This window comes from Streptomyces sp. NPDC048111 (assembly GCF_043202815.1).
In the GTDB taxonomy this organism is placed as follows: domain Bacteria; phylum Actinomycetota; class Actinomycetes; order Streptomycetales; family Streptomycetaceae; genus Streptomyces.
Window position 1 is genome coordinate 18,190 of record NZ_JBIDBD010000045.1, and the last position, 13,699, is coordinate 31,888.

Below are 13,699 nucleotides of genomic sequence, written 5' to 3' on the forward strand. Positions count from 1 at the left end.
GCGGGCCCGCGGGCGGTCAGCTCTCCGGGTAGCGGCGCGGCGTCCAGACGATCTCCTCGCCGTCACCGCGCCGTACGGCCCGGGTCTGCGAGGAGCCCACCAGCAGGACGGTGCGCATGTCGACCTCGGCCGGTTCGAGTGCGGCCAGGCGCACGATGCGCACCGACTCGGCGGGGCCGCCCACGTCCCGCGCCACCACCACCGGGGTGTCCGGCGCGCGGTGTTCGAGCAGCAGCTCGCGGGCCTTGGCGACCTGCCAGGTACGGCTCGCCGAACCGGGGTTGTAGAGCGCGAGGACGAGATCGGCGCGGGCCGCGGCGTGCAGGCGCTCGGCGATGACCTCCCACGGCTTGAGCCGGTCGGACAGCGAGATGGTCGCGTAGTCGTGGCCCAGCGGGGCGCCCGCGCGGGCGGCGGCGGCGTTGGCCGCCGTCACCCCCGGCAGGACCCGCACCGGCACCTGTGCGTACTCGGGCTGCGAGGCCACTTCAAGGACGGCGGTGGCCATCGCGAAGATGCCCGGGTCGCCGCCCGACACCACCGCTACGCGCCGTCCCCGCGCGGCCAGTTGGAGGGCGAACTCGGCGCGCTCGGACTCCACCTTGTTGTCCGAACCGTGCCGCCGCTGCCCCGGACGCTCCGGCACCCGGTCCACATACGTCGTGTAGCCCACGACGTCGTCGGCGGCGGCCAGCGCCCCGCGCGACTCGGGGGTCAGCCACAGCGGCCCGGCCGGACCCGTGCCGACGACCACGACCTCGCCCCGCTCGCGCTGCGGCGGGACGGCGTCGACCCGGCTCGGCAGCACCGCCACGGAGAAGTACGGCACCGAGTCGGCGTCGATGTCGGCGAGGTGACCGGTGCGCTCGCCCTCCATGGTGGCGCGCTCCACGTACCGCGCCTCCTCCAGGCGCCCCGAACGCTCCAGCGCCCGACGCACCTTGGTGAACGTACGCCCCAGCTTCATCACCACCGCCGAATCGGTGGCGGCCAGACGTGCGGTGAGCTCCTCCTCCGGCAGCGTGCCGGGCAGGATCGTCAGGACCTCCTCGGCCTCCACCAGCGGCTCCCCGAGCCGGGCCGCGGACGCGCTCACCGAGGTCACCCCCGGGACCACCTCGGTGGGATAGCGGTGTGCGAGCCGCTTGTGCATGTGCTGGTACGAGCCGTAGAACAGCGGGTCGCCCTCGGCGAGCACGGCCACCGTGCGGCCCGCGTCCAGGTGCGCGGCGAGCCGGGCCGAGGCCTCCTCGTAGAAGTCGTTGAGCGCGCCCCGGTAGCCGCCGGGGTGGTCGGTGGTCTCCACCGTGAGGGGATAGACCAGCTTCTCCTCGATGTGGTCGGCGCGGATGTGCCGCGCCGCGATCGAGCGCGCTATGGAGCGGCCGTGGCGCGCCGAGTGGTACGCGACCACGTCCGCCGCGGCGATGACCTCCACCGCGCGCACCGTCATCAGGGACGGGTCGCCGGGCCCGAGCCCGACCCCGAAGAGACGGCCCGTGGTGCTGCTGTTCTCGTTCATTCCGCCTCGCTCGCGATCGCGTTGAGGGCGGCGGCGGCGATCGCGCTGCCACCGCGCCGGCCCCGTACCACCAGGTGCTCAAGGCCCGAAGGATGCGCGGCGAGCGCGTCCTTGGACTCCGCCGCGCCGATGAACCCGACCGGCACACCGATGACGGCCGCGGGGCGCGGCGCGCCCTCCTCGATCATTTCGAGCAGCCGGAACAGAGCGGTCGGCGCGTTGCCGACGGCCACCACCGCGCCGTCGAGCCTGTCGCGCCACAGCTCCAGGGCGGCGGCGCTGCGCGTGGTGCCCAGCTTCGCGGCGAGTTCCGGCACCGAGGGGTCGGCGAGGGTGCACAGCACCTCGTTGTCGGCGGGCAGCCGCTTGCGGGTCACCCCGCTGGCGACCATCCGGGCGTCGCACAGGATCGGCGCGCCCGCGCGCAGCGCCTCACGGGCACGGGCCACCACGCCGGGCGTGAAGCCGAGGTCACGGGGCAGGTCCGTCATGCCGCAGGCGTGGATCATGCGCACCGCGACCTGGCTCACATCGGCGGGCAGACCGCCGAGGTCCGCCTCGGCGCGGATCGTGGCAAAGGACTGGCGGTAGATCTCGGCGCCGTCCTTCTCGTAGTCGAACACTGTGCTCTCGCTCATCTCGTCGGTGTCCCTGTCCCTGATCCCGCTGCCTGTGCGGCCGGGGTGTGGTGCGTACGGTCCGTGCGGTCCGTGCGGTCGGCGCGGTCCGGGTCCGGCGGGGTGTGGTGTGTACGGCCCGTGCGGTCGGTGCGGTCCGGGTCCGGCGGGGTCTGGTGTGTACGGCCCGTGCGGTCCGGGTCCGGCGGTCCGCCGTCGCGCGCGGCGCCGACGGCCTCCGCCAACTCGCCTGGCAGGACCGGGACTTGACGCTCTCCCGCGCCGCCGCGTACCACCACCGTGTAGGAGCCGTCGGAGGTCGCCGTCACGTCCACCCACTCGCCGTGCGGGTGCCCGCAGCGCCGCTCGCACCCCGACCAGTGGACCGGCAGCCCGCCCGTGCCCGGCAGGGCGTCCCGGCGCACATCGGCCAGCGCCTTGGCGCAGCCGGGCCGCCCGGTGCACGCCCCGACCCCGGCCCAGGGGGAGTCCGGCGCGGTGATGAACCCGGCCCCGCCCAGCTCGCGCAGCTTCTCGCGGGCGCCGCGCTCGTCGAACCCGGGGACGACGAACCCGCGCCACGGGGTGGCCCTGATCTCGCCGCTCGGCCCGGGCAGCGCCCGCAGCTGCGCGCCGGTGAGCCGGCCCAGTACGGGGGCCACGAGCACGGCGTACGTTCCGCCCGGGCCGGCCAGGATGCCGGGGGCCGGGGCGGGGCCGGTGGTGGCCGGGGTGCCCGTGGCGAGGTCCGGTGCCGGGGTGGCCGGGGTGCCTGGCGCGAGGTCCGGTGCCGGGGTGGCCGGGATGCCTGCCGCGGCCAGGGCGGCGGCGAGGTCCACCGGGTGGCCCGGGGGCAGCTCGCGCACCCGCCAGGCGCCGGTGCCCGCCGCCGAGGCCGCCGCGAGGAACGCGCGGGCCGCTTCAAGCGCCGCGCGCGGGGCGTCGTCCGCCGCGACGTGCAGGGCGTCCGCCCCGGCCCGTACGACCGCGTGCTCGCCCCGTGCGAGCAAGGTCACATCGCCGCCGAGCCCTTGGACGTCGCCACGGCCGTCGTCCAGGACGAACAGGAAGCGGCCGGACAGCGCGGCGGTCCAGTCCTCGCCGCACAGCAGCGCGTCCAGCTCGCGCAGCCAGGGGAGCAGGGAGCCGTGGCCCCGTCCGTCCAGGCCCGCCAGCGGAGAGGCCACGATGTTGCGGATCCGCTCGTGCCGCTCGGAGGGCAGCAGTGCGGTGTGGCGCAGGAGTTCGGCGAGGCCGCCGCCGCACGCGTCGCCGATGCCGCGCAGCTCCGCGTTGCCGCGGGAGGTGAGGGTGAGGTGGCCGTCGCCGTACCGCTCGGCGGCGGTGGCCAGCGCCGAGACCTGACGGTCCGTCAAAATGCCGCCCGGCAGGCGCAGTCGGGCCAGCAGGCCGTCGTCGGCGCGGTGCAGGCGCAGGGCGCCGGGGCAGGCGTCGCCGCGGGTGCGGGGGGTGCGGGGGGTGCCGGGGGTGCTCGGGGTGGCCGGGGTACGGCTCGGGCCGTTGGCCCCGGGGGTGGGTTTGCCCTGGTCGGCGGGTATGGGTGCGGGGGGCGGCATGGCGGCGAGCATACCCAGGGCCCCGGCCCCGGGCGCCCCGGCGGGGGCTCCGCCCCCTGCACCCCCGGGGCGCTTGCCCACCCACCCGCCCGTACAGGGCATCGAGAGGTCGAGCCCTGGGGCTCCGCCCCAGACCCCGGGGCGCTTGCCCACCCACCCGCCCGTGACGGGGGTTGGACGGGCCCGGCCCCTGGGGCTGCGCCCCAGACCCCCTTCGCGCCTGAACGGCGCTCGTCCTCAATCGCCGGACGGGCTGAGGATGCCCATGCTGGCCGGCACCGAGCAGTTAAGGGGCGCGGGGAACTGCGCGAGAAGCGACCACGGTCCGCAGATGGCCGGGGGTCAGGGGCGCGAGGAACTGCGCGAGCAGCGATCACGGTCCGCAGACGGCCGGGGGTTGGGGGCGCGGGGAACTGCGCGAGAAGCGACCACGGCCCGCAGACGGCCGGGGGTTAGGGGCGCGAGGAACTGCGCGAGCAAGCCGGCACGGCCCGCAGATGGCCGAGGGGTTGGGGGCGCGGGGAACTGCGCGAGAAGCGACCACGGTCCGCAGCCGACCGGGGGTTAGGGGCGCGGGGAACTGCGCGAGCAAGCCGGCACGGCCCGCACCAGACCAAGCACCCCCAGCACCCCGGGCCCCCAACCCCCACCCCCCAGGCCCGCCCAGCCAAGGGCACCCCAACCAAGGCCACCCCAGCACCCCCACCCCACCCCACCCCCTCGCTACTATGCAGGCGGGCCGCACATGGGGCCCGCGCCGGCGACGGCGACAAGGGGAGGAAGCCCGGTGTGATTCCGGCGCGGTCCCGCCACTGTGAGCCCGGACCCGAGGCCTACTCGGAGCCCGGGTGAGCCAGGAACTCCCTCTCCCCGGCACCGCCAGGGGAGACCATCCGACACCACCCGGGGCGCGGACACCCCGAGGAAGGCCTGACGCCGCATGCTGCACACGTCCGGGGAGCCCGCAGAGGACCCCCGCCCCATCCTGCTCCTGTCGACGTCCGACACCGACCTCCTCAGCGCCCGCGCCGCGAACGGCCCGGTCCCGTACCGCTTCGCGAACCCCTCCCGGCTCGACCTGACGGCCCTGCCCGCGCTCCTCGACGGCGTCGGCCTCGTCGTCGTACGCCTCCTCGGCGGCGTACGCGCCTGGCAGGACGGGCTCGACCAGCTCACCGCGAGCGGACTGCCCGTCGTCGTGCTCACCGGCGAACAGGCCCCGGACGCCCAGCTGATGGCCGCCTCCACCGTCCCCGTCGGCATCGCCGCCGAGGCGCACGCCTACCTCGCGCACGGCGGCCCCGCCAACCTCGACCAGCTCGCCCGGTTCCTGTCCGACACCGTGCTGCTCACCGGCCACGGCTTCGAGCCGCCCGCGCCCGCCCCGTCCTGGGGACCGCTTGAGCGCACGGCCCGCCCCGTCGAGGGCCCGACCGTCGCCGTGCTCTACTACCGCGCCCACCACATGAGCGGCAACACCGCCTTCGTGGACGCCCTGTGCGGCGCGATCGAGGACGCCGGGGCCCGCCCGCTCCCGCTGTACGTGTCCTCGCTGCGCGACCCCGAGCCCGCGCTCATCGACGCACTGCGCGCCGCCGACGCCATCGTGACCACCGTCCTCGCGGCCGGCGGCACCAGGCCCGCCACCGCCTCCGCGGGCGGCGACGACGAGTCCTGGGACGCCGGCGCGCTCAGCGGCCTCGACGTACCGATCCTCCAGGCGCTCTGCCTCACCGGCTCGCGCAGCGCCTGGGAGGACAACGACGAGGGCGTCTCCCCGCTCGACGCGGCCAGCCAGATCGCCGTCCCCGAGTTCGACGGCCGCCTCATCACCGTCCCGTTCTCCTTCAAGGAGATCGACGAGGACGGGCTGCCCGCCTACGTCGCCGACCCCGAGCGCGCCGCCCGCGTCGCCGGCATCGCCGTACGGCACGCCCGCCTCAAGCACATCCCGGCCGCCGACAAGCGCATCGCGCTCGTCCTGTCCGCCTACCCCACCAAGCACTCCCGCATCGGCAACGCCGTCGGGCTCGACACCCCCGCCAGCGCCGTCGCGCTCCTGCGCCGACTGCGCGCCGCGGGCTACGACTTCGGGCCCGAGGAGGAGATCCCCGGCCTCGTCTCCGGCGACGGCGACGAGCTGATCCGCGCCCTCATCGACGCCGGCGGCCACGACCAGGACTGGCTCACCGAGGAGCAGCTCGCCGCCAACCCGGTGCGCATCCCCGCCGCCGACTACAAGCGCTGGTACGCCACCCTGCCCGAGGAACTGCGCGAGAACGTCGAGCGGCACTGGGGCCCGCCGCCCGGCGAGATGTTCCTTGACCGCTCCCGCGCGGGCAACGGCGGCGACCCCGAGGGCGACATCGTCCTCGCCGCCCTGCGCCGCGGCAACCTGCTGATCCTCATCCAGCCCCCGCGCGGCTTCGGCGAGAACCCCATCGCGATCTACCACGACCCCGATCTGCCGCCCTCGCACCACTACTTGGCCGCCTACCGCTGGATCGCGGCGAGCGCCGCCGACGGCGGATTCGGCGCCGACGCGATGATCCACCTCGGCAAGCACGGCAACCTGGAGTGGCTCCCCGGCAAGAACGCGGGCCTCTCCGCCGCCTGCGGCCCCGACGCCGCGCTCGGCGACATCCCGCTCATCTACCCGTTCCTGGTCAACGACCCCGGCGAGGGCACCCAGGCCAAGCGCCGCGTGCACGCCACCCTCATCGACCACCTCGTGCCGCCGATGGCCCGCGCCGACTCCTACGGCGACATCGCGCGCCTGGAGCAACTCCTCGACGAACACGCCCAGATCGCCGCCATGGACCCGGCCAAGCTGCCCGCGATCCGCGCCCAGATCTGGACGCTCATCCAGGCCGCCAAGCTCGACCACGACCTCGGTGTCGCCGACCGCCCCGAGGACGAGGGCTTCGACGAGTTCATCATGCATCTCGACGGATGGCTCTGCGAGATCAAGGACGTCCAGATCCGCGACGGCCTGCACGTCCTCGGCAACGCCCCGGCCGGCGCCGACCGCGTCAACCTCGTCCTCGCCATCCTGCGCGCCCGCCAGATCTGGGGCGGCACCACCGCCCTGCCCGGACTGCGCGAAGCCCTCGGCCTCGACGAGTCCGCCGCCACCCGCACCACGGCCGACGAGGCGGAGGAACGGGCCCGCGCCCTCGTGCAGTCGATGGACGACGCCGAGTGGGACCTCGCGGCGATCCCCGACGACCAGCCCCAACAGGTGCGCGCCATCCTGGAGTTCGCCGCCCAAGAGGTCGTCCCGCGCCTGGCCGCGACCACCGCCGAACTCGACCACGCCCTGCACGCCCTGAACGGCGGCTTCGTCCCGGCGGGCCCCTCCGGCTCCCCGCTGCGCGGCCTCGTCAACGTCCTGCCGACCGGCCGCAACTTCTACTCCGTCGACCCCAAGGCCGTCCCCTCCCGGCTCGCCTGGGAGACCGGCCAGGCCCTCGCCGAATCCCTCGCCGAGCGCTACCGCACCGACAACGGCGACTGGCCCACCTCCGTCGGCCTCTCCCTGTGGGGCACCAGCGCCATGCGCACCGCGGGCGACGACGTCGCCGAGGCGATGGCCCTGCTCGGCGTGCGCCCCGTCTGGGACGACGCCTCGCGCCGCGTCACCGGCCTCGAACCCATACCGCTGGACGAACTGGGCCGCCCCCGCATCGACGTCACCCTGCGCATCTCCGGCTTCTTCCGCGACGCCTTCCCGCACACCATCGGCCTGCTCGACGACGCGGTCCGCCTCGCCGCCTCCCTGGACGAAGGCCCCGACGTCAACTACGTCCGCGCCCACACCCAGGCCGACCTCGCCGAACACGGCGACGAACGCCGCGCCACCACCCGCATCTTCGGCTCCCGCCCCGGCACCTACGGCGCGGGCCTGCTCCAGCTCATCGACTCCCGCGACTGGCGCACCGACGCCGACCTCGCCGAGGTCTACACCGTCTGGGGCGGCTACGCCTACGGCCGCGAACTCGACGGGCGCCCCGCGCGCGACGAGATGGAGACGGCCTACAAGCGCATCGCGGTCGCGGCCAAGAACACCGACACCCGCGAACACGACATCGCCGACTCCGACGACTACTTCCAGTACCACGGCGGCATGGTCGCCACCGTCCGCGCCCTGCGCGGCACCGCCCCCGAGGCCTACATCGGGGACTCCACCCGCCCCGAGACGGTCAAGACCCGCACCCTGGTCGAGGAGACCTCACGCGTCTTCCGCGCCCGCGTCGTCAACCCCAAGTGGATCGACGCCATGCGCCGCCACGGCTACAAGGGCGCCTTCGAACTCGCCGCCACCGTGGACTACCTGTTCGGCTACGACGCCACCACCGGCGTCGTCGCCGACTGGATGTACGACAAGCTCACCGAGACCTACGTCCTGGACCCGGCCAACCGCGCGTTCCTCCAGAACGCCAACCCCTGGGCCCTGCACGGCATCGCCGAACGCCTCCTGGAAGCCGAGTCCCGCGGCATGTGGGCCAAGCCCGACCCCGCCGTACTCGAAGCGCTGCGCCAGGTCTACCTGGAGACCGAGGGCGACCTGGAGGACGAGGGCTGAGCGAACACCGGGCACGCCCGCGCCGGGCGGGCCCGGGTCCTTCGACCCGGGCCCGCTCCGCTCGGGCTCCGGCGGCTCGGCGGCGCCCGACCGTACGGCAGGCGCGGTGGGGCCGCGGGATCAGGGCGTGGACGACGCGGCGCCCCTCTCGCTCAGATGGACGTCGGCGACCTGGCGGTTGTTCACGGTGCGGCGGTCCTCAAGGCCGCCGACCGCGATCGCGCTGCCCAGGGCGAGACCTTCGCTGATGTAGTCGTCCACGGCCCTGCGGTTCGCCTCCTTCTTCAGCAGGCGCACCAGATGGCCCATGAAGACCTCACCGAGGACGGTGAGTTCGTAGCCCGCCGCCGTGTGCCGCACCAGGCCCTCGTCGCACAGGGCCCGCAGGGTCCGGACCTGCTCGTCGTCGAGCGCGCCGTTCTCGGCCATCCAGTCGTACCGGTGCTGCGGCAGCCCCTCGTGCCGGAGCGGGAAGACCCACAGGGCGGCGTCCGCCTGCGGGACGGTCGCGCACTTGGGCAGGTGCAGCGGGTGCTCCTTGCGCTCCGCGGCGGCCATCCACTGCCCCAGGGAACTCACCTGCTCCAGCCGCACGCCGGGCATGCTGGAGATGGCGCTGGCGCCGACGCCCAGCAGGAACGCCGCGTGATGGCTCTGCCCCAGGCACTCGTTGCCGCTGATCTTGTCGAGCGAGGCCGCGGGCACGGCGGACGGATCGATGTACGTGTTGGTGCCGCGGCGCACCCACCCCTCGCGCAGGAGGGTGCCGTAGGTGTTGAGGCGCATCAGCGCGCGTTCGTGCGCGGGCGCCTGCTGCGGCAGGGCGCCGGAGAGCAGCCCCCCGACCAGGGACGGCGAGGCGCCGGACGTCAGCAGATAGGAGCTGATCGCGTTGATCGCGGGGTGCTCGATGAGGGCCTGCAGGTCGTCCAGGGCCATGGCGAGGGACTGGCCCGGAAGGCAGGTGATGAGGTCGGCGTTGACGACCGGAATGCGCCCGCCGATCATGTCGAGCACCTTCGGCAGATGCGTGAGCGAACGCGGCTGGCGCATGTGCGCACGCAGGTCCGGGTCGAGCGTCTGGATCCCGAACGACGCCTTCGTCACGTCGTGGCGCACCAGTTCCTCGATGAAGTCCGCCCGGGTGGTGCTCAGCGTCATCTCGACGGAGAACTCGGTGGCGTCGGAGCAGCCGGGCAGCCCCCTGACACCCTCCAGGACGCGGCCGACGTGGGACCCGAGCAGGTCGGGGCTGCCTCCGCCGATGTGCACGGACGTGATCGGGTGGCCCTTCACCTGGAGACGGTCCATGAGGTCCCGCAGCTGCCACACGACCAGCTCCGCATAGCGCTCCGCCATCCTGTAGCTGATGCTGTTGGCGCCCGTGAACGCGCAGAAGGTGCAGTTCTGCGCGCAGATCGGTACGTGGATGTAGAGCTGCAGGGACGCGTCGGGCAGCACGGGCGCCGCCGACACGGCGTCGAGGACGCCCCGGTGGGTGAGGGACGGATCGTCCGGCAGCATCCAGTAGTCGATCGTGTTGCTCGCGAGTGCATCGAACCGGCTCCCCAAGAGCCCGGTGTCCTTGACGGCAGACATCCTGACGTACCCCCCGGTTACGTGGCGAAGGACGGACGCCCCGCGGCACGACGTGCGGCCGGGCGCCGACCACGGCCGACGTTAGGCAGCGCGCGCCGGGGGCCGCCAGTCCACCCGGGGCCCGTTTGCCTGGACCACTTGGGGGGCGTGCCCGGACCACTGGGGACGTCCGTCCCGGACCTCGTGGGGAGTGCCGGACCGGCCCTAGCCCCGGGCGCCGAAGTCCTGGGTCCACCACGGGCCGCCCGACCCGTAGTGCACACCGATCCCGATCTCCTTGAACGCGCAGTTCAAGATGTTGGCCCGGTGCCCGGGGCTGTGCATCCAGGAGTCCATGACCGCCGCCGCGTCCGCCTGACCGCGCGCGATGTTCTCGCCGTAGGTGTTCCACCGGTAGCCCGCGGCCGTGATCCGCTCACCGGGACCGTTGCCGCTCGGGTCGGTGTGGTCGAAGAAGTTCTGCGCGGCCATGTTCTCGGAGTGCTTGAGCGCGGCGTCGTACAGCTGGGCGTTGGTCGTCAGCGCCGAGCAACCCGCCTTCGCCCGCTCGGAGTTGACGAGGTCGAGCACCTGCTGCACGGCCCCCGGCACCTCCTTGTCGGCGCTCGGCGTCACCCGCCGGGCGGTCGGCGCCGGCTTCTTCGGCACCGGGTGCGCCGACGGCTTCGCGGACGGGGAGGCGGACTTGGAGGCACTCGGCGACGGCGAACTGCTGGCCTTCGTAGGGGAGTTGGAGACCGACGGCGAGGGAAGCACCGGCTGGGTGGCGATGCCGTCGGCCGCGGCGTCCGTGGTGGTCAGGGGCGCGTCCGCGACCGCGTGCGAGGACTGCTCACCCGGCCCGGTCAGGAAGTGGTACGCCCCGCCGAGCGCGCCCACCACCGCGAGCGCGGCCACCACGGCCGCCGTCCGGCGCCTGCGCCGCGCCCGCCGGTCGCGCAGATCGCGCCGGGACGCGGGGGCCCGCCGCCGGCCCGCGGCGTGCGCGCCGTGTCCGCCCCGGGCGGCGGGGGGCGCCGGAGACGCGGCGGCGGGGGCCGCCTGCGCCATGGGCTGCGTCGTGGCGGAGGCGACGGAGGCGAGCGCCGGACCGGCGGCGTGCAGCGCGGCGAGCAGCCCCGCGACACCGGCCGCCACCGGGACGAGGGCGAGGCCGACGAGCAGCCCCTCGGCGGGTATGAGCCCGCTCCAGTGCCCGGAGCACACCAGGCAGCCGCGGGCGTGCCGGGCCAGGCGCTTGCGCCACAGCGGGGAGGGCAGCCCGTCCCAGGACAGCACGAGCCCGGACAGCTCGCCGCAGCGCTCGATGCCGGCCAGCGCCCGCACCACCACCCGGGCCGTCTCCAGCTGGCCCTTCATGCGCTGGATCCGTACGGCGGCGTGCTCGGGTGACAGGTCGAGCGCCGAGGCGACCTCGCCCCGGCTGAGCACTCCGGCCGCCTCCAGCCACCACAGCGAGAGCAGCGCCCGGTCGTCGGGCTCCAGCCAGCGGGTGGCCTCGGTGACCTCCTTGCGCTGCCCGGACAGGCCGAGCCGCACGATGGTGAGGTCCACGAAGTCGGCGCCGGGGTCGGCCACGTCGTAGGCGTCCTGGAGTCCGCCGTCCACCGGGGTGCGGCGGTGGCCCTGCCAGTAGCGGCGGATCTCGTTCATGGTGACGGCGACCAGCCAGGACCTGAACGCCTCGGGGTCGCGCAGCGAGCCGAGCCCGTCGAGCATCCGCAGGAGGCTCTCCTGCACGACGTCGTCGACGTCCGCGTGCCCGTTCAGGGCGCGTCCGACGATGTTGTACACGAGCGGCAGGTATCCGGCGACGAGCTCGTCCCGCGCCCGCTGGTCACCGGCACGGGCCGCTACGACCACCGCGGCTGCCTGTTCACTGATCACGCCTCGTCCACTCTCCCCGGAGCACCGAACCCAACTGACCCGACGGAAGAGGAGAACGGTCGTCGGCGGTCGGATAACAGAAAACCGGTGACGGATATCGGCTGTCGACCGGCAGATACCGGATGGTGTCAGTCATTGGGGAGGTACGGGCGCGGTACGGGTATGGGCTTCGTCACCGTGCCGCCGGTGGCGGACGCCCGCCGTCCCGGGGGCCGGGCCCGCGGAGCTGAGTACGCTCCGGGGCATGAGTGACACCCCCGAGTCCGCGCCGGCGCGGCCCGGCGCGGCCGAGCGGGCACCCGCGCCCGGGGCCGGTTCCGGGCCCGCGACCCCGGACATCACCTACACCCGGTGCAAGCGCTGCGGCACCGAGCTGGCCGGCCTCGACGGACGGTATTCGTGCGGGGTGTGCGGCTGGTCCAACCACTGGTCGGAGGGCCACCGCCCGCTGCCCCGCGCCGAGGACGACCCGGACGCGCCGCCGTCCCCGGTCAACCCGCTGGGCGAGCAGTGACGGGGGTCGCCCAGGTGTAGGGTGCCGAACACATCCCTCACGAAATGTACTGTTTTGTACGATGACTTGAGTGACCCCGGGTGCGGGGCCCGGTCCGCGATCGGTCGCCGTGCCGTACTGGCCGGCCTGCCGGCGGCGTGCGTGCTGAGCGGCTGTGACGCTCCCGTGCCGTCCCGTACGCGCGGGGAGCGTCCGGTGCCGGGCCCGCCGCCGGGACCCGTACGGCAGGCCGGAGTGATCGAGCCGCCGCAGCCGCACACGCTGTTCCTCTCCTACGACCTGACCCCGGCGACCCGGGGCGCGCCGGGCCGCGACGCGGTGCGCCGCCTGCTCGCGCGCTGGAGCGAGCTGCTGGCGGCGACCGCTCCAAGCCCCACCGCGACCGTGGGCATCGGCCCCGCACTGCCGCGGCGGATCGGGGCCGGGGCGCCCGAGGGGCTGCGGGAGCTGCCGGCCTTCGCGGGGGAGCACCTCGACGCGGGGGCGGGCGGGGGCGAGATCGGCGTCCAGATCCGCGCGAGCGACCCGGGGGCCTGTGAGCGCCTGGCCGGACTGCTGGCGGGGGCGGGGGCCGGGGTGCTGCTGCCGCGCTGGCGCCAGGCGGGGTTCCTGCCGCCGCAGGCATCCGGCCCGTTCGCGCGCCCGGCGGACGGCGGGGCCCCGCGCGATCTGCTCGGCTTCAAGAACGGCTCGGCGAACCCGACGGAGCGGGAGTGCGAGCGCTGGGTCTGGCTCCCCGGGCCGGGTCCGTACGCCGGCGGGACGTTCCTGGTCGTGCGGCGGGTGCGGTTGCGGGTGGAGGAGTTCGTACGGCTGCCGCTCGCCAGGCAGGAGGCGATCGTGGGCCGCCGCAAGGGGGGTGGCGAGCCGCTGGGCGGCGGCCTGGAGCGGGACGCCTCCGACCCCAACGCCCGTACCCCGGAGGGCGGTTACGTCCTGCCGGCGGACGCGCACGTACGTCTCGCCGATCCTCGCCTCGACGGGGGTGCGCGGATGCTGCGCCGCAGCTACTCCTACGAGAACAGTCCCGCCGACCGGGGTCTGCTGTTCCTGGCGTACATGCGGGATCCGGGGTTGTTCGTGCGAGTGGGGAGCCGACTGGCCGGGGCCGACGCGCTCAACTCCTATGCGGAGCAGTACGGTTCAGCCCTCTTCTACATCCTCCCCGGCCCAACCCCGGGCCGACCCTTGGGCAGCATGGCTCTGTAACCGGGGGTGCGCGCAGTTCCCCGCGCCCCTCAACCCCCGGCCGTCTGCGGGCCGTGGTCGCTTCTCGCGCAGTTCCCCGCGCCCCTCAACCCCAGGTCGTGTGCGGGCCGTGGTCGCTTCTCGCGCAGTTCCCCGCGCCCCTGGCAGGACCGGTGCGGGCCAGCATGCGCATCCTCAGCCCGTCCGGCG

Annotated in this window: 8 protein-coding genes and 1 riboswitch; of the genes, 3 read left to right on the forward strand and 5 right to left on the reverse strand. The window is 74.6% G+C overall.

Annotated features, from left to right (window positions below; all coding sequences use genetic code 11):
- Positions 1–16 precede the first annotated feature (16 nt).
- From ACGF3I_RS33705 to ACGF3I_RS33715, 3 genes are read right to left on the reverse strand one after another with little or no spacing between them, the layout of a single operon-like run.
- Positions 17–1,522 (reverse strand): precorrin-2 C(20)-methyltransferase, encoded by a 1,506-nt coding sequence (locus ACGF3I_RS33705; protein ID WP_393138862.1) that lies wholly within the window; start codon positions 1,520–1,522, stop codon positions 17–19.
- Positions 1,519–2,160, reverse strand: a complete 642-nt coding sequence (locus ACGF3I_RS33710; RefSeq protein WP_393138864.1) for a precorrin-8X methylmutase — start codon at positions 2,158–2,160, stop codon at positions 1,519–1,521. Before ACGF3I_RS33710 ends, ACGF3I_RS33705 begins: the two co-directional genes overlap by 4 nt.
- The gene (locus ACGF3I_RS33715) at positions 2,157–3,716 is read right to left on the reverse strand and encodes a cobalamin biosynthesis protein CobG (protein ID WP_393138866.1); all 1,560 of its coding nucleotides are present in this window, start codon (positions 3,714–3,716) and stop codon (positions 2,157–2,159) included. Before ACGF3I_RS33715 ends, ACGF3I_RS33710 begins: the two co-directional genes overlap by 4 nt.
- Positions 3,717–4,492: 776 nt before the next feature.
- A riboswitch (cobalamin riboswitch) is annotated at positions 4,493–4,579 on the forward strand.
- 77 nt (positions 4,580–4,656) lie between these two features.
- On the opposite strand from ACGF3I_RS33715, the gene cobN reads away from it, so the two are divergent.
- Complete coding sequence (gene cobN, locus ACGF3I_RS33720) at positions 4,657–8,301, forward strand: cobaltochelatase subunit CobN (protein ID WP_393138867.1); 3,645 nt, start codon at positions 4,657–4,659, stop codon at positions 8,299–8,301.
- Positions 8,302–8,421: 120 nt separating this feature from the next.
- Here cobN and ACGF3I_RS33725 read toward each other — a convergent pair whose 3' ends face one another.
- Positions 8,422–9,900, reverse strand: coding sequence for a radical SAM protein (locus tag ACGF3I_RS33725; protein ID WP_393138869.1), 1,479 nt, complete (start codon positions 9,898–9,900; stop codon positions 8,422–8,424).
- Between the two features lie 204 nt (positions 9,901–10,104).
- The gene (locus ACGF3I_RS33730; RefSeq protein WP_393138871.1) at positions 10,105–11,787 is read right to left on the reverse strand and encodes a sigma-70 family RNA polymerase sigma factor; all 1,683 of its coding nucleotides are present in this window, start codon (positions 11,785–11,787) and stop codon (positions 10,105–10,107) included.
- Positions 11,788–12,031: 244 nt separating this feature from the next.
- Here ACGF3I_RS33730 and ACGF3I_RS33735 point away from each other — a divergent pair, with 244 nt between their 5' ends.
- Together ACGF3I_RS33735 and ACGF3I_RS33740 are read left to right on the forward strand one after the other, a co-directional pair.
- Positions 12,032–12,301, forward strand: a complete 270-nt coding sequence (locus tag ACGF3I_RS33735) for a hypothetical protein (protein WP_393138873.1) — start codon at positions 12,032–12,034, stop codon at positions 12,299–12,301.
- Positions 12,302–12,367: 66 nt separating this feature from the next.
- The gene (locus ACGF3I_RS33740; RefSeq protein WP_393138875.1) at positions 12,368–13,510 is read left to right on the forward strand and encodes a Dyp-type peroxidase; all 1,143 of its coding nucleotides are present in this window, start codon (positions 12,368–12,370) and stop codon (positions 13,508–13,510) included.
- The last annotated feature ends 189 nt before the right edge of the window (positions 13,511–13,699 follow it).

What these genes read in the sequence shown, in the direction of transcription:
- ACGF3I_RS33705 (WP_393138862.1), bottom strand. Translation starts at nt 1,522, where the DNA reads ATGAACGAGAACAGCAGCACCACGGGCCGTCTCTTCGGGGTCGGGCTC.
- ACGF3I_RS33710 (WP_393138864.1), bottom strand. Translation starts at nt 2,160, where the DNA reads ATGAGCGAGAGCACAGTGTTCGACTACGAGAAGGACGGCGCCGAGATC.
- ACGF3I_RS33715 (WP_393138866.1), bottom strand. Translation starts at nt 3,716, where the DNA reads ATGCCGCCCCCCGCACCCATACCCGCCGACCAGGGCAAACCCACCCCC.
- cobN (WP_393138867.1), top strand. Translation starts at nt 4,657, where the DNA reads ATGCTGCACACGTCCGGGGAGCCCGCAGAGGACCCCCGCCCCATCCTG.
- ACGF3I_RS33725 (WP_393138869.1), bottom strand. Translation starts at nt 9,900, where the DNA reads ATGTCTGCCGTCAAGGACACCGGGCTCTTGGGGAGCCGGTTCGATGCA.
- ACGF3I_RS33735 (WP_393138873.1), top strand. Translation starts at nt 12,032, where the DNA reads ATGAGTGACACCCCCGAGTCCGCGCCGGCGCGGCCCGGCGCGGCCGAG.